Origin of the sequence: Halobacteriovorax sp. RT-2-3, assembly GCF_047085075.1 — a bacterium.
GTDB lineage: Bacteria > Bdellovibrionota > Bacteriovoracia > Bacteriovoracales > Bacteriovoracaceae > Halobacteriovorax_A.
In genome coordinates this window covers 731,392-751,794 of sequence record NZ_JBKIYF010000002.1, presented here as the reverse complement: position 1 = coordinate 751,794, position 20,403 = coordinate 731,392, and the positions used below count along the sequence as shown (strand labels likewise).

The following is a 20,403-nucleotide window of genomic DNA, read 5'->3' as shown; positions in this document are numbered from 1 at the left end:
TTGAGTTTTTTCTATCTATTTAAAGATTTTCAATTACTTTTTTTTCGTGATCGATCGTCACGTTATTTTATTACGGCCACAATTATAGGCCTTATGTTTTCTCTTGCCGTTATTCTTTGTAGTTTAGCCCTGATGGATGGCTTTGGGGTAACTCTTAAGAAATCCCTTAATGCAGGAAGTGGTGAGATTATTCTTACGGCAACGAATGGATTCTTTGAGTTAAATGAAAATGAACAAAAGGATCTTGATAACTTTCCAATTCAAACTAAAATTCCAATGCTTCGTACACAATCATTTGTAAATAAAGATGAGAAGGGAAAGGCCGTCTTTGTCGTTGGTGTTAATGAAAAGATTAATCAACTCGATAATGGTCTAGTTGAGCCTGGCGAAAATGAAGTTATAATTGGTGATCTTCTTGCACAAGATTTAAAGGTTAAAGTGGGAGATACTTTAAAGTTCAGTTTTTCGGCGGGTAAATTAGGTGAGCGATATCTTCCAACAAATGCGGTTTTAAAAGTAAAAGATATTAAAACTTTTAAAATTCACGAATATCGAAATCGTTTTGTTTATGTGAACTTAAAAAAGATTCAAACTCTTTTGGGAGTTAAGGATCGTATTAACTTAATGAGCCTAAGGCTCAAACCTGAGTATCGAAGTCTTTCGAAGATCAATGAAGTTGTAGCTGATATGAAAAGTGTCTTCTACTATGAATATACTATTGCACCTTATTGGAGCGATTTTGCAACTTTCTTAAAGGCCGTTGAATTTGAAAAATATATGATTTCGATTGTTTTCTCAATTGTTGTTATCTTAGCTATCTTTAACTGTTTAGCTTTTATCATATTTTCAAAAGAGAGAAGGTCACAAGAAATCTTTTTACTATATGCTATTGGACTTTCTCCTAAGAAATTTAGAACACTTTGGATGGTTCAGAATATCGGGATTTGGCTTATTGCATTTTTAGGCTCTCTCGTTTGCGTAGAGATTTTTGATTATCTTCTATCAACTCTTGATATTTTTTCTCTTCCAACAGATGTTTATCACCTAAATCGAATTGAGCTATTCTTATCCCTAAGAGATATTTTTATTGTTGGATTAATTTCATTTATCTTTATTATATTCTTAACTTTTGTAGTTCTTAAGAGATTAGATTCAAAATCAATGGCCCAAGGCCTTAGAGAGGAGTTTTCGTAAATGGCAGTTTTAAATGTATCGAATGTTTACAAAGACTTTGGAAATTCTCATATCCTAAAAGGGGTTGATCTTGAACTTTCACAAGGTGAACAATGTGTAATTAAGGGATCATCGGGGTGTGGTAAATCAACTCTTTTGTATCTTATTGGGGGACTTGAGAATATTACTTCAGGTCAAATTACAGTTGATAACTTGAATATTGGTCAAATGAATGATGCGAAGTTAGCAAATTATCGTAATTCCAAAATAGGATTTGTTTTCCAATTTCACTTTTTACTTTCATCTCTAACATGTCTTGAAAATATTCTTCTTCCGGCCCGCTTAGGTGGACATGATGTGTCAAAGGTAAAGAAGTATATTCTCTCTCTGGCCAAGACTTTAGGTGTATCTGAGTGTCTTAAGCGCTACCCATATGAGATCTCTGGTGGGCAGCAGCAGCGTATCAATCTTATACGCGCTCTATCACTGCGTCCAAAGCTTTTACTGTGCGATGAGCCGACAGGTAATCTCGACTCTAAGAATTCAAAAATTGTTGCTGATCTTATCTTCGAATTATCAAGAGAGCTTGGAACAACTCTTCTTGTTGTAACGCATGACGAGGAAATGTCTCGTAAGTTTAGTCGTGTTCATACGATGATCGATGGAATCCTGCATTAATACATCACTTTTTTGTGCAGGATGTTCGTTTTTCTTTTTGTAACTTTGTAAGATTATTGATATTTTTTTACTCAAGTATTTTTTGTCTGCACACACATGACAGGATCGTGAGATCACGGAGACTAGATGATTAACTCTTGGAAGAGTTTTATATATATAATTGTTTTTTCAATTACCTTAAGTATTCAAGCAAGTGAAATTGGACCACGTGTTCGTCTGTTTAAAATCTCAAGTGTTGAAGTTCAAGGTTTAAAGAAGGTAGAGAAAGAAGCTGTTCTTGATAAGCTACGTTCTCGCGCTGGCCTTACTCTTACAAATGAAATTCTATTTGATGACATTAAAACAATTTATAACCTCAAGTACTTTGAGTCCGTAGAGGCTCATCAGGATGGCAATAAGCTAATCTTTCAAGTTGTTGAAAAGCCTATTATTGCTAAGATCGTTTTTAGTGGAAATGATGAAGTCGATAAAGACGACTTAAGTGAAAACTTAAAGACAAGAGAATACTCAATCCTAGACATTAACTCAATTCAAGCTGATGTTCGCCAAATGGAGAAGACCTACGAAGAAAAGGGCTTCTACCTGGCCAATGTTTCGTATGAAATTAGACATGTCGACAAAGAGAATGTTCACTTAGTTTATAAAATCAGTGAGTACGATAAGGTTCGAGTTAAGAAAGTGACTTTCTTAGGTCTAACTGCTTTTGCAGAAGAAGAAGTTAAGTCAATTATGGAGACAAGAGAGGAGAGTCTATTTTCATTCCTTTCTGGTTCAGGAAACTTTAAAGAACTAAATTTTAAAACAGATATTGAAAGAATTAAGTATTTCTATTCAACTAAAGGTTATCTTCAAGTCAACGTTGCTGTCCCTGAAGTAACAGTTTCAGAAGATAAGAAATGGGTATTCATTACTGTTAAGATTAAAGAAGGTCCTAAATTTGATGTTCGTGATGTTTACTTCCAAGGAGAGCTTCTCTTTACTGAAGATGAACTTAGAGAAAAAACAAAACTTAAGGCCGGAGAAGTTTATTCAGAAGAGCTTTTAAGACGTGATATTCAAACTCTTACTGAGTCATACCAAGACCTTGGTTATGCCTTTGCCAACGTTATCAGAAATATCCAACTAGTACCTGGTGAAAATAGAGTTGATATTCAGTACTCATTTGAAAAAGGGAAGCTTGCGAAGTTTGGTCGCATCTCAGTAACTGGAAATACTAAAACTCGTGATAAAGTAATTCGTCGTGAGCTTAAAATTCATGAAGGTGGGAAGTATTCTGGTTCAGGTCTTCGTGAGTCAAAAGAAAATGTTAATCGTCTTGGTTTCTTTGAACCAGGTAGCGTTATCTTCAATACTGTTTCATCTCCGGGACAAGACGATATTCTTGATGTTGAGATTAGTGTTAAAGAAAAGAGTACAGGACAAATTTCTCTTGGTGCTGGTTACTCAACGGCAACAGGTGGTTTCTTTCAAGCTTCTATTTCTCAAAACAACTTTAGAGGTTTAGGACAACAATTATCGTTCTCAACAAATATTGCAAAAGAGCAACAAAACTTCTCTCTATCATTTACTGAACCATACTTTATGGATTCGAAATGGACTCTAGGTGGAGAGGTGTTTAGAACAGTTGATACTCAACTTGATTCATACGATTATAAGAAGCATGGTTTTGCGGCCCGTATTGGTTATCCTATCTTCGAATACACAAGGCTATATACAACATATAAGCTTGAAGAAACTGAGCTTACAGATATTAAAGATCCAACAGTCGATGAGAACGAAGATGGTGTGACTTCTTCAGTTCGTCTTGCTGTTGTAAAGGATAAGAGAAATAACCGTTTTGAGCCTACTGATGGTTACTACTGGAACCTTGCTACTGAGTATGCAGGACTTGGTGGTGATAAAGAATGGTGGAAGAATGAAATTGATGTACGTTATTTCTATCCGGTATGGAAAGAGCTAGTTTTTAGAAGTCGATTCTACACTGGGAAAATTGAAGATAAAGGTGTTCCTGTACCAAGAAATGAGAAATTCTCATTAGGTGGTGCGAGAAACTTACGTGGTTATGACATCGAAGATATTGGTCCAAAAGAGACTGTTACTTATGATGATGATAATGACCCGGGAACTCCTAATGTTACTGAAACATTTAATACAGGTGCCCCGTTCACTGTGTTTACAACACTGGAGCTTGAGCACCCACTTGCCAAAGAAGCAGGCCTTAAATTTGTTACTTTCTTTGATGCAGGTACGGCCAAAAGGCTAGAAGATATCGATAAGATATATATGGATTATGGTTTTGGTTTCCGTTGGTTCTCACCAATTGGTGTTCTAAGATTTGAGTGGGGTATTCCTATTAACCCTGACCCAGATATGAATGCGGGAACAAAATTCCACTTTGATATTGGACAATTATTTTAATTCGTAAGGAGACGATATGAAAAATTTATTAGTAATTGGATTACTTTTCTCTTCATTAACAGCATCTGCAATGAATATCGGACGTGTTGATGTTCAAAAAGTTCTTTTAACAGTTAAAGAGTCTAAAAAGATTAAGGATAAACTGCAAAAAGAAATCGATAAGAAGCAAGCTGAGCTTAAGAAAGAAGAAGAAGCTCTAGTAAAAGAAAAAGAGAAGTTTGAAAAACAAGCTCTTGTTATGAATGAAAAAACTAAGCAACAAAAAGGTCAAGAACTACAGAAGAAGTTCTTTGGTTTCCAACAGAAAATGCAACAGTACCAAGGTGAGCTTGCAAAAATGGAACAAAGTGCAAAAGGACCAATTTTAAATAAAATTAAAACTGTTGTTGAAGAAGTATCAAAGAAGAAAGGTCTTGATTGGACTTATGAGACTTCGACAACTCCAATTCTTTACATCAATAAAGTTACTGACATTACTGAAGATGTAATTAAAGCTTACGATAACAAACATAAGTAAATTGCTAATAAAAATAGACTCATGAAGGGAATACGAAGGTATTCCCTTTTGTCGTTTTAAAGGAGAGGATAAAATGTCCATTCTGATTAAAAATATTATCGAAAACGATAGCGATATGAGTTTTCTATCTGGAAATCTTGAGTACTCTGTTTCTGGGATTTCGTCGATAGAAGAAATTATTGAAGAAAAAATTCTCTTCATTGGTGCTAAAAAATTTCTAGCTAAATATAGAGATGCTGGCGCTGGAGATAATTTAGCACTAATTATTGATACAAATCTTTTTGAATCGCTTGATGACTCTGAAAAGAAAGAACTAGAAAATAATTCGATAGTGTTACTTACTTCTTCAAATATACCTATCTCAATTACGAAAGCATCTAAATTATTTTTCGACGAAAAACTTGGGAGCTTAAATTACGATCTTGATGGCCGTAAAAGTAGCTTGGCCTCAATTCATCCTTCAGTAAAAATTGCTGAAAATGTTTTTGTTGGAGAGGGTGTCGAAATCGCAGCTGATTGTATAATCATGCCTGGCTGCGTGATTTTACCAAATGTTAAAATTGCCGAGAATTGTACAATTTATCCAAACGTGACAATTTATCCTCAAACTGTCATTGGAAAAAATTGTCGAATTCACTCTGGTACGACTATAGGTAGTGATGGATTCGGTTATAACTTTCATCAAGGTGTTCATCATAAGATTTGGCACTTTGGTGGAGTTGAAATTGGTGATGATGTTGAAATTGGTTCAAATACTTCAATTGACCAAGGAACATTCTCTCCAACACGTATCGGTAGTGGCGTAAAAATTGATAATCTTGTTCAAGTTGCTCACAATGTTAAGGTTGGAAACGGAGTTATTCTCTGCGGACAGGCCGGACTTGGTGGAAGTACAAAGATTGGAGATTATGCCGTTCTTGGAGGAAAAGCAGCTGTTGCAGACAACTTAGAAGTTGGTATGGCCGCTCAACTTGCAGGAGGATCGGTTGCTATTGGAAACGTGAAGCCGAAGGAAATCGTTGGTGGATACCCAGCAAGACCTATGCGTGAATTTTTACGAGGAATTGCTTTTTTACGAAAGAATATTTAACGGAAGGTAATGTATGCAATTAAACAAAGAACAAGTAATGCAAATTCTCCCTCATCGCGAGCCATTCTTATTTGTTGATGAAATCACAAGTGTAGAAGCAGTAGGTGAGGTAAACGAATTAAAAGATCTAGTTGGAGCAGTTGTAAAAGGACATTATACAACTCGTGAAGATCACCCTATTTTTGCAGGACACTTTCCTGGAAATCCAATTCTTCCAGGTGTTGTTCAAGTAGAAATGATGGCACAATTTACTTCATTTCAATTAAAGCTTTATTACAAAAATTTAGAAGAAGGTGAATTTGAAGTTGCGCTATTATCAATTGAAGGCGCAAAATTTAGAAAACCAGTTCATCCTGGAATGAAATTAGATATTGAAACTGTATGTACAAAAATGCGTACTGGTTTCTTACAAAATGATTGCAAAATCTATCACGAAGGCGACTTAGTAAGCCAGTGTCAGGTTCTTGCATCTTTTAAAGTAAAAGAAAATTAAGAAGGAGCCTCCATGAGCGAGAGATTTCACCCAACTGCAATTATTCACGAGTCAGCTGAAATTGGAGAGGGAACAACTGTTGGTGCGTATTGCATTATTGGTCCAAATGTAAAAATTGGAACTAATTGTGATATTCGCAATCACGTAATCATTAATGGTCATACAACAATTGGTAATAATAATAAGATTTATCAATTTTGTTCAATTGGTGAAGAGCCACAAGATCTAACATACAAAGAAGAGCATGCTACTTCTGTTGAAATTGGAAATGATAACGTTTTACGTGAGTACGTTTCAATTCACAGAGGAACAATGAAAGATCGTGAAAAAACGACTCTTGGAAGTAATTGTCTACTGATGGCCAAAGTTCACCTAGGTCACGATGTTGTTGTTGGTGATCGTGTTATTATGGCAAACTCAACAAACCTTGCAGGTCACGTGAAGGTTGGTAATAAAGTTATCATTGGTGGTGGTACAAATATTTCTCAATTTGTAAAAGTTGCTGAAGGTGCATATATCGGTGGTGCTTCAGCTATTGATAAAGATATTCCACTATATTGTACTGCTTATGGTAACCGTGCAAAGCTACGTGGGATTAATATTATTGGTCTTCGTCGTGCAGGTGTTGAAAGAAATGCTATTTCTGAAATTGTTGATTTCTTCCGTGATATGGAAGCTTCAACATACTCACCACGTACTTTCGTTGAGACTGAAGAGCTAATGAAGCCATATGCAAATAATGAAATCATCGAGCGCATTAAAGAGCATATTGTAACGACAAAAATGGGTATTGCTCCGTTTTTAAGCTAATAGGAATAAATTATGTCTAAAGTAAAAGTTGCTTCAATCGGTTATGGACACTTAGGCCAATGGCATGCTCAAAAAGCATACAACTTAGATAATTGTGAATTGATTGCCATTGTTGAACCATTTGCCGCTAACCAAGAAAAAGCAAAAGAAAAATATCCTGACATCAAAGTTGTATCTGATATCAAAGAAGTTATTGGAGAAATTGATGCTGCAGTTATTGCTACACCAACAAGCTTTCATTTTGAAATTGCTAAATTCTTATTACAAGAAGGTAAGCATGTTTTTTGTGAAAAGCCGGTTACGGTAACGGTTGAAGAAGCAAAAGACTTGAAGATTATTGCTTCTGAAAAGGGTGTTAAGTTACAGGTTGGACATAGTGAAAGATGCCATCAAGTTTGGGAGCGTCTTGAAGAGTTTAAAGACATTACTGCAAACTCTAGTGTTGCTACAATTGTAAGAAATTCTCCATTTAAGGGAAGGGCCGCAGATGTTGGAGTTGTTGAAGATCTAATGATTCACGACCTTGACCTGGCCCTTATGCTATTTGGAAAACCTAAATCGATTAGAGCATATGGAATGAAAGTTCTCACTGATAAGTTTGATCACGTTAAAGCTCTACTTAGCTATGGTGATCGTCTTGTTACAATTGAAAATTCAAGAAATGATGTAAAGACTGAAAGAAGCGTTCAGATTAACTCTGCTAAGGGAATCCTTAGAGTTGATCTTTTAAATAATAAGGCATCTTATTCGACTGATATTAAAGCTGGAGAAGAGCAAGTAATTAATGAATTTGATTACGAAAAAAGAGATCACTTACTAATTGAACAAGAACGTTTCTATAATTCAATTTTAAATAATACGAAAGAATTTGTAACGATTGATGATGGAATTGCTGCAATGGAGTTAATTGCTGCAGTTAATGAATCACTCGAGAAAAACATTGAGGTTGAACTTAATTGAAAAGCTGCTTAATTATTGCCGGTGAAAAATCTGGTGAAGAACATGCAATGACATTCCTTGAGACTCTTACAAAGGGAGCTCCTGATACTCAATTCTTTGGAGTAGGGGGAGAGCTTATGAAAGAGCAAGGAGTCGAACTTCTTTACGATTTAAAAGATTTTTCCACTTGGGGAATTACAGAAGCAGTTAAAAAGGTTCCATTTTACTACGGTGCTTATAATCATATCATTGATGAAGTTAAAAAGCGTGGAACTAAAGTTGCTATCTTAATTGATTTTCAGACATTTAATCTTAAGTTGGCCATGAAGCTTGAAAAGCTAGGTGTCAAAGTTCTCTACTATGTTGCGCCTCAAGCATGGGTATGGAAAGAGTGGCGAACAAAATATCTTCAAGCTTCTGTTGATACACTATTCTGTATTTTACCATTTGAAAAAAAGTGGTTTATGGATCGTGGAGTAAGTAAGGCCATAACAATTGAACATCCACTACTTAAGAAGACAAAACCTCTGTTGGAAAATTTCCAAAGAACCAATGTCGATTTTAAGAATGGAGAGTTTAATATTTTACTTCTGCCTGGAAGTCGTCGCTTTGAAATTGAATTCATGTTGCCTCAATTTATTAAGGCATGCCAAAAACTTAGAGAGAGTTATAAATTTAAGCTTTCAATCGTTAAAGCAAGCTCTGTTGATGAAGAACTATTTTCTCGTTTTGAAAATGAATTTGATAAGATTTATGAAGATCGTGAATTAGATGAGGCGCTCAAAGCAGCAGACTTTTCTTTCGCAACTAGTGGAACAGTAAACCTATCTTTGGCCCTTTATGGGGTACCAAGCGTGATCGCATACGATCTTAATCTGCTCAATATGTTTATTGCAGAAAATATTGTTAAGTATAAAGGCTTCGTTTCTATTCCTAATTTAATTTTAGGTCATGAAGTTTATCCTGAGCTACTCGGCGAAGGCTTCAGTGAATATAATCTTGTTCGCAAGGCCAAAGACTTATTCGATGATGAAAAACGCTATGAATTTGTTTTAAGTGAACTGAAAAAGCTAAGAGATTTAACTGAAGGTGAGGATATAGAGGTTTCTCAATATCTTCTCGAAAAAATTAAAAGTGCTTATTTATAATGAGGAATCATGAATAATATTAATATAAAACTCATTAACTTTTTTTCCGTTGCTCTTACTCCTGTTAGTTTTTTGTGGGAGTGGATTTATCGTTTACGTCGTTTTGCTTTCAAGATGGGAATTCTAAAATCATCATCTTTTGAAGTACCAATTATTAGTATCGGAAATCTATCGCTAGGTGGAACAGGAAAAACACCTTTTACGCTTTGGATTGGTAATTATTTGAATGATATTTTAAATAAAAAGACGATGGTTCTAACGAGAGGCTATAAGGGCGAATTAGAGAACTCAAGTGGAATCATTAAAACGGGAAAGAAAATTAGTGAAAACCCTTTTGTTTTTGGTGATGAGGCACTTGTTTTAAGTCGCAATCTAAAGAATGCTAGTGTTGTTGTTGGTGCAGACCGAAGTGATAATTTAAGACGATATTATGAAGAAGAAAAAGCAGATGTTGTTCTTCTTGATGATGGGTTTCAGCATTTAAAAATCAACCGCAATTTGAATATCGTTCTTTTCGACTCTCTACTTCCAATGTCGAAGTATCATTGTCCTCCTAGGGGATACTTAAGAGAGGGCGTAAGTGCTCTAAGAGAAGCGGATATTGTTCTATTTGGTAGGGCAGATCTTGTAACTGAAGATAAACTTGAAAGGTTAGAAAGTTATATTCTTAAAAACTGTAAACCGAATACGCCGAGCGGTTTCTTTAAGTATGCTCCAAGTGCAATTAAGAACCTCTTACATGAAGAAGATTATGCTTTGACTGACTTAAAAGGAAAAAGTGTAATCTGTGTTTCTGGACTTGCATCTCCTGAGGCGTTCTTAAAGTTAGTTAAGCAACTTGATGCAAATATAGTTGACGATTTTAATTTTCCTGATCACCACCTTTATAAAGTTAGTGAGTTAGAAGGCTTAGTGGAACTAGCACAAGAAAAGGATGCCATCATTCTTACAACAGAGAAAGATATTGTTAAAATGAAGAGGTGTTCTAGTAGTGAGAGAATTCACTACCTACAAATTGGTATCGAGTTTATAAAAGGTGAACAATTTGTAAAAGATAAAATCAACTCGGTTGTTAGAGGTTAGAGTGAGAAATATTTTTTCTTTAAGTCTTTTGGCTTTATTACTTTTTGGTTGTGCTGGTGCACTTATGAAAAGTGATAGCGATGATATGGATCTAGTGGAAATTTTCTCTGATGAGGAAAGTAAGACTTTAGAGAAGTTTAAAACGACTGAAGTCGAAGAGCCTGCTCCGACACCGACTCCCTTTTCTTCTTCAATTGAAGAGAAGGAGATTGAGAAAGTTGCAAAGAAAAAAGAAAAAGTTGTTAAAGCTAAGCCTGTTGTTAAAGCGGCTCCAAAGGTAAAAACTAATCCTCAAGAAAAAGAAGATTACCCAAAAGCATTTTTAAAATTTGATAAAGAATCAAAGAAATATTGGGATTCATATAAGCCGATCTTCTTTGTTGGTGAAGAATTCAAATATGAGATTACTTGGTCAATCTTTAAGGCGGGGATCGCAACGATTACAACACAACCGATGGCACTGATCGGAGAAAAAGAAGTTCTTCATGTAAATGCTCTTTTAGAATCTGCTGAATATTTTGAAGGTATCTATAAGCTAAAAGATACTCTTGATGTTTATGTCGATGCGGACCATGGAAAATTCTCTTCTTTAAAGTATGAAATGAAGCAGCGTGAATCAGGACAGGTTGTGGATGATCTTCAACTATTTGATCATGACGAACTGAAGACCTACTTTTTTTATAATCGTCTGAAGAAAGGAAAAACAAAGAAGATTAAGAAAGTAGACTCTCTACCACGATACTTTACTGATTCTTTTTCCGCTCTTTATTTTATTCGCGGTATTCCAATGAAGATTGGAACAAGCTTTGATTTTCCAATTATTACAAGAGGTAAGGCGTGGCTTTTAAAAGCGACTGTCGATGAAATAGAAGATATCACTATAATGGGAAAAGCTTATCAAGCTTATAAGATAACTGCCCAAACACAATTTCCTGGGGTTCTAAAGAAATCTGGCGATATAAATTTTTGGATTTCAACTGATGAAACTAGGACTGTACTTAAGTTCTCTGCAAAGGTTAAAATTGGAACTGTGAAAGGAGAGCTTGTCTCTCATAAAGCAGGAAAGGATACTGGTAAGTAAAATTAATGGTTAATATTTTTAGAAAACAACAGAATATTCTCTATGTCTCTCCAACCTATAGTTCAGGTTCGAAGGAGCGCATGCTTTTAAGAGATAGTATTCTGCTGAAAGAAATTGGCCACAATATCTTTATTTACTGCTTAAAAGATTCATTTCTACACAGAGAATGTAAGAAAGCCGGAATTGATTGTATTTTTCATACTGGAACGACAAAGTTAAGAGTATGGAATTGGTATAAGCTCTCAAAGCTTAGAGGAATCATAAAGCGATACGATATTAATATCGTTCACTGCTATCAATTGAATTTCCTATGGCCTTTGGCCTCGTTCTTAAGAAAGAGAAACTTAACGGCACTCTTTTTCACAATTAATTTTGAAGTGAGTAAGTTCTATAAACAATTTTGGTATCGTCGATTGATTGGAAGAATAGATCTTATCTTTATTCCTTTTAGAGAGATGATTGATTCAATCAATACTCATATGGATGTGCCAGTTCGTAAGATTTACTCTTCAGGACTTGGTGTTGATAAGATTAACTTCGAGAAGAAATACACTTTTGATGAAGAAAATTTAATTCACCTTTCTTGTTGGGTTAATGATCACGAAGTTGAGTTAAATGATCTCTCAGTTTGCTTAGAGGCTTTATGGGCCTTGAATTTAGACAATGAGCTACCTAAGAGATTTAAGCTGCATATCTTCTCAAATCGAAAGTGGGAGAGAAATATCCTTTATAATCCGATAAAGGATAGAATTGCAGAGTATAAACTTGAAAATTACGTTGAATTTCATGAGCACGATAATATTTATGAAGTACGCTCTGATATCTGGATTTCGTACACGTCAAAATCTCCAATAGAAGACTACGCACTGCTGGCAATCCTTAAAGGAATTCCTACTGCTGTTCCGCGCAATGCTACGACGGAGGAACTTCATCGAATCTATCACGGCTCTCTTGCGACTTACCGTCAAGGTGATGCACGTGAGTTGAGGACTAGAGTTAAAGATATCGTCCAAAATAATACTAAGTATAAGGAATCATGTCTTAAGTCTCGTGATGAGCTATGGAATGAGCATGGTATCGATGGTTATAAATATAACCTATTTAAACTGTACGAAAAGCACCTGAACAAACGCCTAAGGTTCTATAATTAATAAGTTTTTATTGTTGACGTAGGGCCCCAAAAAACTTAAGATGCGCAAAATCAAAAAATTGTAAGTTGTCTTCAGTAGAAGAGATTTACACTAAGGGTTTCCCTTAGAATCAAAAAATATAAGGAATATTGATTGGACACAGTTAATAATCCTTCCATGAGGTAAATTATGACAGATTTAAACAATCTAAAACAATCTTGGATGCAAGGTTACGAAGTTGTTCTTGGTGAAGACATCGAGACAAGAGATGAAACAGAGTTTTCGAAACTACTAGATTCGACAGAAACTCCAACATTTACAGAAGGTGAAGTTTTCAAAGGTAAAATTGTTAACATCTCACCAGATTACGTACTTGTTGACATTGGATACAAGCAAGAAGGTCTTGTTCCAAAAAGAGAATTCACTAACTACGATGGTTCTCTAAAAGTTGCACTTGGTGACGAAATTGAAGTTTATCTTGATAAACTAGAGTCTCACCTAGGTAACCTAGTTCTTTCAATGGACAAAGCTCAAATCCTTAAAGCTTGGGATAAAATTTCTGAAGCATGTGAAGACGGTACTCCAGTTACTGGTACAGTTGTAGCAAAAGTTAAGGGTGGTCTATCTGTTGATATCGGTGTTAAGGCTTTCTTACCTGGTTCACAAATTGATGTTAGACCAACTAGAAACCTTGATAAATTCATCGGTAAAAAGATGGAATTCAAAGTTATCAAGTTTAACAAGAAACGTGGAAACATCGTTCTTTCAAGAAGAGCAATTCTTGCTGAAGAAAGAGGTAAACTACGTGGTGAAGTTCTTTCTCAAATTGAAGAAGGAATGGTTGTTAAGGGTATCGTTAAAAACATCACTGATTACGGTGCATTCATCGATCTAGGTGGAATTGACGGTCTTCTACACATCACTGATATGTCATGGGGACGTGTTAAGCACCCATCAAATATCCTTACTCTTGGTGACGAAATCGAAGTTAAGATCCTTAAGTTTGATAAAGAAAAAGAAAGAGTTTCTCTTGGTCTTAAGCAAGTTCAAGAAAACCCTTGGGAAGCTGCTCAAGATAAGTATGTTGCAGGAACAAAAGTTAAAGGTGAAATCGTATCTGTTAAAGATTACGGTATCTTCATCGAGCTTGATGACGGAATCGAAGGTCTAATCCACGTTTCTGAAATGTCTTGGACAAACTCTATCAAGAACCCAACTAAGCACTTCACTGTAGGTGAAATCGTTGAAGCACAGGTTCTAGAAGTAGACGTAGAAAACAAGAGAATTTCTCTTGGTATCAAGCAACTTCAAGAAAACCCATGGGATGCTCTAGAAGCTAAGTTCCCTGTAGGTTCAAAAGTTACTGGTAAAGTTAAATCAATCGTTGAATTTGGTATCTTCGTTGACCTTGGTGAAGAAGTAGATGCTCTAATTCACGTATCTGATTTCTCTTGGACTAAGAAAAATATCAACCTAAACGATGATTACAAAGTTGGTGATGAGATTGAAGCTGCTGTAGTTTCAGTTGATAAAGAAAACCAAAAATTCTGTCTAGGTGTTAAGCAACTTAAAGAAGATCCTTGGAAGAAAATTGAAACAAGACTTCCAGTTGGTACAATCGTTGAAGCTCAAATCGTTAGAGTAACTGATTTTGGTGCTTTCGTTGAACTTGAAACTGGTATCGAAGGTCTAGTTCACATTTCTGAACTATCTGAAGATAGAGTTGAGAAGCCAGAAGACGTAGTTAAGAAAGGTGACGTAGTTAAAGCTATGGTTATCTCTCTAGATAAAGATGCGAAGAAAATCGCTCTTTCTATGAAGTCTGCTCTAAACTCTGATACTCAGGGAATGCAACAAGAAGTAGTTAAGTCTGCAACTCTTGGTGACGTTCTTAAAGGTTTCAACCTTGGAAATGACGAGTAATCTACTACTTAAATAGTTGATTATACGAGGCCACCCCTAGGGTGGCCTTTTTTATGTCCAGGATGGACGGTATGTCCGCGAAGGCAGGAGCCGAGAGCGGACGCATGTCCAGGATGAATGTCCAGGATGGAATTTATATTTATTCTTTCTTCAAACTCAGTTCTCCGTTAAAATATATTTATGCACAAAATCACAAAAAATAACTCTGGCTTTACCCTGCTTGAGATTGTTATGGCAGCAGGCCTTTTAGCAATTATAGCACTTGGATTCGCTCGTTTCATGAAGACTCAAATGAAGTCGACAAAGACTGCAATTAATCAAACAGAGCTAAATAACTACGCTAATGCAATTAAGGCCTATATGGCAAAGCCTGGGATTTGTAAAAGGTCTCTAGGAAAGCTTGGGGTGATAGAGAATGATCTCATTCTTGAAGAGATAGTTAGACCTGATGGTAAGGCAAAGTACACGATAGGAGATAAGGTTAACGGAACGAATTTCGTTCTTTCTTCAATGTATATTTCGAACTTCTATGTGAACAAGGTAGAAGGACAAGACTTTCACCGTGCGGAATTAAAATTAAATTTAGAACTTAATCGTATGAATAATAATGCTTATGGTGGAAAGACGATTATTAAGCGATTTGAGGTTGATCTATTTGTGAATGATTCAAATCGAGTAGAGGACTGCGGGGTTCTGGGTGGAATATATTTACCAAAGATACCTTTTATGAATACTTCTTCGAGTTCCTCAACTGCAGAAGCAAGTAGTGGTTCAGATTCAAAGCCTAGCGAGAGTGAATCTAGTCAAGAGTCAGTAAATAACGATCTTTCGAAAAAGACTGATTACGATAAGGTCTTTGAGGAATCAATCAACGAAGCGGCCCAGAAAACTGGTCAATCACTGTCACAAGAAGATATTAGTAAGGCCGTAAAAAATAATCCTGAACTTCAAAAGGCAATGGAATCTTTAAAATCTCTTCAAGAGAATACAAAGAAGATGGAAGCTCTTCTAAATGAAGAACTTTGATCTTAATTTATTGATGAACCTTTCCATCTGGAAGACAAATTGAGCACCCTCCATCTTCTTCATCGATATGAGAGGCAATTTCTTCATCCAGCATTTCCTTAAGCTTTTCAACTGTTTCACTTGAGGCACCGAGAGATTCAATAAGAGTTTGCGAGACTGAAGGGATAACTAGCTTAATATCAAGGCCCATTTCTTCCAGCTCTTCAGATTTTTGATAAGCACGATCTGCGTCTTCCATTGAAAACTCATATAAGGTAGAATTGGATAGGTTATCAATAATTTTAATGCGGCTAGACATGTGGACTCCCATTACTCTTATTGATTAAATGTAACATACGAAGGCTTAATCGTGAAAATTAAAAAACTATTCTTTTTATCTAATAACCAAATGATGATAACTGCTATCGAGGCCTTAGGTAGGGAAGTCGGTGGAGATTTCTTCACGCTATCTAATGAAGAAGAGGCCTTTCATTTTATCAGAGATATTGTGCCTGAAGTCATCCTCGTGGATCTTTCGACAATCACGGCCGATACAATTGGAAAAATCGAATCAGAGTTTTGCCAAAATATCCCTGTTGTTCAACTTGTGACGAAGGGTGAAGAGGGTGCTCAGCGTGTTATAGAGGCACCGTTAGATATTGCAAATTTACTTTCTAACCTCGATCGTATTTGTGGAGATTTTAATGGAGAGGGATGAGTTTTACATGTATCTTGGCCTTGCCATTATAATTCTCGTAATCATAGGAACATACTATTGGCGATTTCATTCTTAAAAAATATATTCAAAGGAAAAACTATGTCTAAGATTCGTTGTGCTCACATTCTTGTTGATCAAGAATATGAAGCGAAAGATTTATTAAAAAAGCTTGAAGATGGAAAAACTTTTGAAGAACTTGCAAAAGATTTTTCTAATTGTCCTTCTGGGCAACAAGGTGGAGACCTTGGAGAGTTTGGAAAAGGGATGATGGTGGCACCATTTGAAAAAGCTGCGTTTGCACTAGAAGTTGGAGAGCTCTCTCCAATCGTTCGCACGCAATTTGGTTACCACCTAATTAAGAGAATCTCTTAAGACTTCTACTTCTGTTCTGGGCACTTGCTGTCCAGAACTAGTATTTGCCCTTCCTTATCATTTAATACTAAACAAGAACTTTTCTCATCTTTGATATTCTTAATGATTTCATTGTGAATGGCCATGCAATGTCCATATCCTGGCAGAGTGAAAATATCGTGTCCACGTGTGCTATATAGGTTTAGGCCATTGATAAAACCCTGACAGTCGAGAATGACCTTATCGTAGTTCTTATTTTTGATTGAGAACATGAAGTCCATATCTGTTTTAAAATAAGCTTCAACGTCGATTGTTTTAACTGCTGAAAAGGCAGACCAAGATAGCATAGATAGTAGTGTTGCGAGTATGATTTTGTTCATACTCGCTCATCGGAATAGTAAAATTTAAATTTAATTTTTTACTTAGACTTCGTCTAGTTCGTCTAGAAGGGGATCGTGAGGTCCGAGCTCAAACTTTTGTAACCCTAATGGATTATAAATAAAGTCAGGTACTCTAACTTGATAGTAGATCCCTTTTTCGTGATTACTTGTTTTAATGACGTTTGTTTTTGAAACCACAATTGAGTGTGCGGCCCCTGCATCATATGGAATAAAGAGATCGTAATTATTCTGCTTTTCTAAAAAGAAGTTAACGATGTATTCACGAAGGTTATCAATTTCATCAGTATTAAAACTAGAGATCACAAAGCTATTAGGATGTTTTCTCTTGATGATAGTTTCAGTAATCTTATCATTTAACTTATCTTTCTTATTGAAGACAATGAAGCGCTCTTTATCAGCAAGTCCAAGTTCACTTAGTACATTATTTGTAACTTCAAGATGCTTTTCGTAATTAGGATCACTAATATCACAAGCGATTATTAGAAGGTCCGCTTCTAGGGCAGATTCAAGAGTTGTCTTGAAACCATCAATAAGAGTGTTTGGAAGGTTTGATAAGAAACCTACCGTATCAATAAGGATCATCGGCGGCTTTGTATCTGGGTTTAACATCCTAAATGTCGAATCAAGAGTCGCAAATAGCTTATCTTCTTCTAAGACGTTTACGCGGCAAAGACGATTCATAAGAGACGACTTCCCAGCATTTGTATAACCAACAAGGGCCGTTGTAATGGCCTTTTTTGAGCGTTTCTTCTTTTGCTCAATACGAGATTTTTCAACCTCTTTAAGCTCTTTCTTATAAAACTCGATACGCTCGCGAATGATACGACGGTCAAGCTCGATCTGCTGTTCACCCTCTCCACCACGGACACCAATACCACCTTTTTGACGGCCAAGGTGAGACCAGAAACCGGCCAGGCGAGGAAGGATATATTGCAGACGTGAGATTTCAATTTGAATACGTGCTTCTTTTGTACGGGCGTGCTCAGAGAAGATCTCAAGAATAATATGGCAACGGTCAACAACCGACATTCCTGTTAGCTTTTTGATATTTCTAATTTGTGAAGATGTAAGCTCGCAGTCAAAAACAAGAAGAGTCGAGCCTTCAGCTTTTGCATCCATTGCGATTTCTTCAAGCTTTCCTGTTCCTAAGATTGTTCCAGGATCAACAGTCTTCTTATTTTGAATATACTGTTCACCTGTTTCAATATCTAATGTTCGCATTAGTTCTCTAAGCTCTCCAAGTGAACGGAGAGTGTCTTTTTCTGTCGCATGTTCTTTAAACTTTGGACAAACTAAAGATACAAGTGAGGCCTTTGCCTCACGTGAAATAAAAAATTCGTTATCAAGCATAAGTAATTTCCACTAATCTGTTATCGATAAGGCGAGTAGGTTTACTTCCTACAAAGTATGCACCAGCGATAACAACTTCTTTTGTATTTGATTCAACATCTTCTAAATTAGTACTATCAAGTACTTCAAGATAATCCCAATTTGAATCTTTTAAAGTTTCCTCAAGGATTTCGTTAAGCTGAGCCTGTGCTTCAACCCATGTCGTTCTTGCTAGAAGATTTTCTAGTTCATTTAATTTATTTGGAAGAATAAGAGCAAATTCTTTTTCTTCACTTGTCAGGTAGCCATTTCGTGATGAAAGGGCAAGGCCACTTTCTTCGCGTTTAATTGGCACTGTTTTAATTTCAAGTTCAAGATTTAAGTCATGGGCCATTTTCCTAATGACACAAACTTGTTGATAATCTTTCTGACCAAAGAAAGCCTGGCTTGGTTTAATTAGTGTGAAGAGTTGATAAACAACAGTTGTCACACCACTAAAGTGCGTCGGACGACTTTGTCCACATAGCTTTTGCGTAATACCATCAACTGATACCGTCGTGTTAAAGCCTGCTGGATAAACTTCACTATTATCTTTTGGTAGGAAAACTAATATATCAGCGGCACGATTACCTGCCGTTTCCTTGATTAGGTCAAGGTCTTGTTCTGGTGTTCGAGGGTAGCTATCCAGATCTTCATTTTCTCCAAATTGCTTTGGGTTTACAAAGATTGTGACAACAACTTTATCACAGGTTTCAAGAGCGTTTGTTAGAAGGCTCATGTGACCTGCGTGTAGATTTCCCATTGTTGCAACAAGGCCAAGAGAGTCGTGTGAGACTTCTTTCATTGCTGCAATTAAATCTGATCGCGTTTGAATTAACTTCAAGCTTTAATCCTTTTAAATATTTCTTTTGCTAACTCGATTTTTGATAGCTCACCAGTAAAGGCAATTACGCCATCGTTAAGGATTGTGTAGTAAGCTTCATTATTACCAAAGCCCTTTCGTGAACTCTTACAGAGACCACTGTCGACATGAGTTCCGATTAAGAGTTTCGTTGGCTTACGATTATATTTTGATTCTAAGACTTCTTTAGAAAGATCTGTTTCAGCAGCAAATCCGACAATAATTTGATTCTCTAACTTATTGGCAACAACATGAGCAAGAACATCTTGGGCCTTTTCAAATTCTAAACTAGAAGATAGGGCTTCCTTCTTTAGTTTACCTTCTGCTGTCTTAAATTTTAGATCACTAATGGCGGCCGTTGAAATATAAGTATCAAATTGATTTTCAAGCGCAAGAACTGCTTCATACATTTCATCCGTTGTGCGAACTGAAATGATTTTAACTCCTGGAAGGCTTTTTAAAAATTGAAATTCTGGACATGAGTTTTGTCCTAGTAGAATTGTCGTTTGATATCCTAAGCGAAGAGATTCTTTTGCAATTTCATAACCTGTTTTACCAGATGATGGATTTGTTACAAAACGTACAGGATCAATTGGAGCAACAGTTGCTCCCGCTGTAATAACAACTCGTTTTGATGATTCATTTATTGATGGGTTGATAGCATCAAAATTGGCCAGGACCTCTTCAACTGCTGGAATTTTTCCCGCACCGACATCACCACATGCGAGTTCACCAGAAGCTGGTGGGTAGATAAAGATATTACTTTGCTTATTCAGCCTCTCAAGTAGGTCAATATTTTCTTGAGTGATTGGATTCGTCCACATTGACGTATTCATGGCAGGATAAATAATCGTTTGAAACTTATCCCATCCTGCTAAAAAGATTGATGTTAGTAGATCATCGGCCTTACCCATGGCAAGATTGGCAATTGTATTTGCACTGGCCGGATAAATATGAAGTGAGTCTGCCCACTTTGCTAGCTCAATATGAAGAACAGATTTTGTTTCGACACTTCCACTAAAGTCAGATTGCGCGCTATAGACTTGGGCGGCACCAAGGTAAGTATAGAGGTCAGCATGAACAAATTTCGTTGCTCCACTTGTTAAAATAACCTTTACCTCGTGACCTTTCTTTACCAGCCCTCTTACAAACTCAATTGATTTATAAGCGGAAACTGAGCCACATACACCTACTAATATTTTCATATATTTAACT

General features: G+C 36.2%; 21 protein-coding genes. 16 read left to right on the top strand and 5 right to left on the bottom strand.

The annotated features are described in order from the left end of the window. The 14 genes from ACMAYX_RS09490 to ACMAYX_RS09425 all read left to right on the top strand — a co-directional run bounded on the left by ACMAYX_RS09490 (position 1) and on the right by ACMAYX_RS09425 (position 15,509). Positions 1-1,194, top strand: a complete 1,194-nt coding sequence (locus tag ACMAYX_RS09490; protein WP_103217792.1) for an FtsX-like permease family protein — start codon at positions 1-3, stop codon at positions 1,192-1,194. After that, on the top strand, positions 1,195-1,851 hold the full coding sequence (locus ACMAYX_RS09485; RefSeq protein ID WP_103217793.1) for an ABC transporter ATP-binding protein: 657 nt from the start codon (positions 1,195-1,197) through the stop codon (positions 1,849-1,851). Positions 1,852-1,977: 126 nt separating this feature from the next. Further along, a complete protein-coding gene (gene bamA, locus ACMAYX_RS09480) occupies positions 1,978-4,269 on the top strand; it encodes an outer membrane protein assembly factor BamA (RefSeq protein WP_103217794.1) in 2,292 nt (763 codons plus the stop codon). A gap of 16 nt (positions 4,270-4,285) precedes the next feature. Beyond that, a complete protein-coding gene (locus ACMAYX_RS09475) occupies positions 4,286-4,786 on the top strand; it encodes an OmpH family outer membrane protein (protein ID WP_103217795.1) in 501 nt (166 codons plus the stop codon). Positions 4,787-4,859: 73 nt separating this feature from the next. Further along, positions 4,860-5,876, top strand: coding sequence for a UDP-3-O-(3-hydroxymyristoyl)glucosamine N-acyltransferase (gene lpxD / locus ACMAYX_RS09470; RefSeq protein WP_412470347.1), 1,017 nt, complete (start codon positions 4,860-4,862; stop codon positions 5,874-5,876). Positions 5,877-5,889: 13 nt separating this feature from the next. Continuing rightward, positions 5,890-6,369, top strand: a complete 480-nt coding sequence (locus ACMAYX_RS09465; RefSeq protein ID WP_392993413.1) for a 3-hydroxyacyl-ACP dehydratase FabZ family protein — start codon at positions 5,890-5,892, stop codon at positions 6,367-6,369. Between the two features lie 12 nt (positions 6,370-6,381). Further along, positions 6,382-7,179: an acyl-ACP--UDP-N-acetylglucosamine O-acyltransferase gene (gene lpxA / locus ACMAYX_RS09460; RefSeq protein ID WP_103217798.1), complete on the top strand. Its 798-nt coding sequence runs from the start codon at positions 6,382-6,384 to the stop codon at positions 7,177-7,179. A 12-nt stretch (positions 7,180-7,191) separates the two neighbouring features. Next, the gene (locus tag ACMAYX_RS09455; RefSeq protein WP_412463419.1) at positions 7,192-8,139 is read left to right on the top strand and encodes a Gfo/Idh/MocA family protein; all 948 of its coding nucleotides are present in this window, start codon (positions 7,192-7,194) and stop codon (positions 8,137-8,139) included. Further along, a complete protein-coding gene (gene lpxB / locus ACMAYX_RS09450; protein ID WP_103217800.1) occupies positions 8,136-9,266 on the top strand; it encodes a lipid-A-disaccharide synthase in 1,131 nt (376 codons plus the stop codon). The genes ACMAYX_RS09455 and lpxB overlap by 4 nt, the downstream gene beginning before the upstream one ends. 9 nt (positions 9,267-9,275) lie before the next feature. Continuing rightward, positions 9,276-10,349 carry a tetraacyldisaccharide 4'-kinase gene (lpxK, locus tag ACMAYX_RS09445; RefSeq protein WP_103217801.1) on the top strand — a complete coding sequence of 358 codons (1,074 nt, stop codon included), beginning with the start codon at positions 9,276-9,278 and terminating at the stop codon, positions 10,347-10,349. A 1-nt stretch (position 10,350) separates the two neighbouring features. Continuing rightward, positions 10,351-11,430 (top strand): DUF3108 domain-containing protein, encoded by a 1,080-nt coding sequence (locus tag ACMAYX_RS09440; RefSeq protein ID WP_412471699.1) that lies wholly within the window; start codon positions 10,351-10,353, stop codon positions 11,428-11,430. A gap of 5 nt (positions 11,431-11,435) precedes the next feature. Next, positions 11,436-12,581, top strand: coding sequence for a hypothetical protein (locus ACMAYX_RS09435; protein ID WP_103217803.1), 1,146 nt, complete (start codon positions 11,436-11,438; stop codon positions 12,579-12,581). Between the two features lie 168 nt (positions 12,582-12,749). Further along, a complete protein-coding gene (locus ACMAYX_RS09430; protein ID WP_103217804.1) occupies positions 12,750-14,483 on the top strand; it encodes a 30S ribosomal protein S1 in 1,734 nt (577 codons plus the stop codon). 180 nt (positions 14,484-14,663) lie between these two features. Continuing rightward, entirely contained in the window at positions 14,664-15,509 is an 846-nt protein-coding gene (locus ACMAYX_RS09425) for a prepilin-type N-terminal cleavage/methylation domain-containing protein (protein WP_412471284.1), read from the top strand. A gap of 7 nt (positions 15,510-15,516) precedes the next feature. On the opposite strand, the gene ACMAYX_RS09420 is transcribed toward ACMAYX_RS09425, so the two are convergent. After that, complete coding sequence (locus ACMAYX_RS09420) at positions 15,517-15,807, bottom strand: hypothetical protein (protein ID WP_146037837.1); 291 nt, start codon at positions 15,805-15,807, stop codon at positions 15,517-15,519. Between the two features lie 51 nt (positions 15,808-15,858). Between ACMAYX_RS09420 and ACMAYX_RS09415 the strand changes: the two genes are divergently transcribed. Both ACMAYX_RS09415 and ACMAYX_RS09410 read left to right on the top strand, forming a co-directional pair. Then, on the top strand, positions 15,859-16,206 hold the full coding sequence (locus tag ACMAYX_RS09415) for a hypothetical protein (protein ID WP_103217807.1): 348 nt from the start codon (positions 15,859-15,861) through the stop codon (positions 16,204-16,206). A gap of 99 nt (positions 16,207-16,305) precedes the next feature. Beyond that, the gene (locus ACMAYX_RS09410) at positions 16,306-16,578 is read left to right on the top strand and encodes a peptidylprolyl isomerase (protein WP_103217808.1); all 273 of its coding nucleotides are present in this window, start codon (positions 16,306-16,308) and stop codon (positions 16,576-16,578) included. Positions 16,579-16,583: 5 nt separating this feature from the next. Here the strand turns inward: ACMAYX_RS09410 and ACMAYX_RS09405 are convergent, their stop codons facing one another. From ACMAYX_RS09405 to coaBC, 4 genes are read right to left on the bottom strand one after another with little or no spacing between them, the layout of a single operon-like run. Continuing rightward, entirely contained in the window at positions 16,584-16,937 is a 354-nt protein-coding gene (locus tag ACMAYX_RS09405; RefSeq protein WP_412470344.1) for a hypothetical protein, read from the bottom strand. A gap of 42 nt (positions 16,938-16,979) precedes the next feature. Continuing rightward, complete coding sequence (gene hflX, locus ACMAYX_RS09400) at positions 16,980-18,308, bottom strand: GTPase HflX (RefSeq protein WP_103217810.1); 1,329 nt, start codon at positions 18,306-18,308, stop codon at positions 16,980-16,982. Beyond that, positions 18,301-19,170 carry a pantoate--beta-alanine ligase gene (gene panC, locus ACMAYX_RS09395; RefSeq protein ID WP_103217811.1) on the bottom strand — a complete coding sequence of 290 codons (870 nt, stop codon included), beginning with the start codon at positions 19,168-19,170 and terminating at the stop codon, positions 18,301-18,303. Before panC ends, hflX begins: the two co-directional genes overlap by 8 nt. Beyond that, positions 19,167-20,393, bottom strand: coding sequence for a bifunctional phosphopantothenoylcysteine decarboxylase/phosphopantothenate--cysteine ligase CoaBC (gene coaBC / locus ACMAYX_RS09390; protein WP_412463415.1), 1,227 nt, complete (start codon positions 20,391-20,393; stop codon positions 19,167-19,169). Before coaBC ends, panC begins: the two co-directional genes overlap by 4 nt. Positions 20,394-20,403: the final 10 nt, after the last annotated feature.